Source organism: Microbacterium sp., from assembly GCF_030149085.1.
GTDB lineage: Bacteria > Actinomycetota > Actinomycetes > Actinomycetales > Microbacteriaceae > Microbacterium.
This window is the reverse complement of record NZ_JASBSF010000213.1, coordinates 1-1,821: the sequence shown is the minus strand read 5'-3', so window position 1 is coordinate 1,821 and position 1,821 is coordinate 1. Positions and strand designations below refer to the sequence as shown.

General features: G+C 65.0%; 1 protein-coding gene. It reads right to left on the bottom strand.

Annotated elements, in window-relative coordinates; genetic code table 11:
- The coding region (locus Q1V87_RS08550) for a multifunctional oxoglutarate decarboxylase/oxoglutarate dehydrogenase thiamine pyrophosphate-binding subunit/dihydrolipoyllysine-residue succinyltransferase subunit (protein WP_300591697.1) at positions 1-1,821 on the bottom strand (1,821 nt) is incomplete at both ends.

Here is a 1,821-nt window from a genome sequence, read left to right as displayed (position 1 = left end):
GCTCTTGTCGATCCCGCGATCGTCATCGAGCACCGGCTGGAACCGGCCACCCACGAAATCTTCGACGGGGCTTGTCGCACCGCGAAGACGCAACATCGCCTTCGGGGTGAACACGACGAGGGGTCGCCTCGGACGTGCGTAGGCCTGGCGGCGGAGCAGGTGGAAGTAGGACGCCGGTGTCGATGGCCGCGCCACGATCATGTTGTCCTGAGCGCACATCTGCAGGTAGCGCTCGATGCGCGCCGATGAGTGATCGGGGCCCTGTCCCTCGTAGCCGTGCGGCAGCAGCAGCACGACGCTCGACTGCTGACCCCACTTCTGGTCAGCGGACGAGATGAACTCGTCGATGACCGACTGCGCGCCGTTCGCGAAGTCGCCGAACTGCGCCTCCCACAGCACGAGCGTGTCGGAGCGTTCGACGGAGTACCCGTACTCGAAGCCCATCGCGGCGTACTCGCTGAGGAGGGAGTCGTAGATCCAGAAGCGTCCCTGCGACTGGGACAGGTTCACCAACGGCAGCCATTCCTGACCGTTGGCACGGTCGTGGAACACGGCGTGACGCTGCACGAATGTCCCGCGTCGCGAGTCTTGGCCGACCATTCGGACGTTCGTGCCTTCGACGAGGAGCGAACCGAACGCGAGGAGCTCGCCGAACGCCCAGTCGATGCTGCCGTTGCGGCTCATGTCCTGGCGCTTGTCGAGCAGCTGCTGCAGCTTCTGATGGACAGTGAAGCCATCGGGCTTGTTGACGAATGCGTCTCCGATGAGCTGGACGACATCGCGCGATACGCCCGTCGTTTCGGGCTCGCCGATGGTGTCGATCGAGCCGGTCATCGGTGCGCTCGCCACTTGGGAAGAACCGGTCTCGGCAGCGTGCGTCTCGGCGAAGGCCAGTTCCAGGCGATCCTGGAAGTCCTTCTTTGCCTGCTCGTACTGCTCTTCCGTGATGTCACCGCGGCCGACGAGCGACTCGGTGTACAGGCGGCGAACCGACCGCTTCGCCTCGATGAGGTTCGTCATCAGCGGTTGGGTCATCGAAGGATCGTCGCCCTCGTTGTGTCCGCGCCGGCGGTAGACGACCAGGTCGATGACGACATCGCGATGGAACCGCTCGCGGTAGGCGAAGGCTACCTGGGCTACCCGGACCACGGCCTCGGGGTCATCCCCATTCACGTGGAGGATGGGCGCCTGGATTGTCTTTGCGACGTCCGTCGCGTAGACAGACGTGCGGCCATCCTGCGGCAGCGTCGTGAATCCGACCTGGTTGTTGACGACGACATGCACGGTGCCGCCGGTGCGGTAGGCGCGCAACTGCGACATCTGCAGGGTCTCGACGACAACGCCCTGGCCGGCAAAGGCCGCATCTCCGTGGATGAGGATCGGCAGCCACGAGAAGGTTCCGATCGGCAGGCGGTCCTGCTTTGCCCGGGTGATTCCCTCAAGGACGCCGTCGACGGTCTCGAGGTGCGACGGGTTGGCTGCGAGATAGACAGGGAGCTCCTCGCCGCCGTCAGCGACGAACGTGCCCTCGGTCCCGAGGTGGTACTTCACGTCGCCGGACCCACGCTTGGAACCGATCGCGACGCGTCCCTCGAACTCGCGGAACACCTGGCCGTAGGTCTTGCCGGCAACGTTCGTCAGAACGTTCAGGCGCCCGCGGTGCGCCATCCCGATCGTGGCTCCGTCGAGCCCGGTCTCTGCGGCCCCCTGCAAGATCTCATCCAGCAGGGGGATGAGGGACTCACCGCCTTCGAGGCTGAATCGCTTCTGACCGACGTACTTGGTCTGCAGGAACGTCTCGAACGCCTCGGCCTCGTTGAG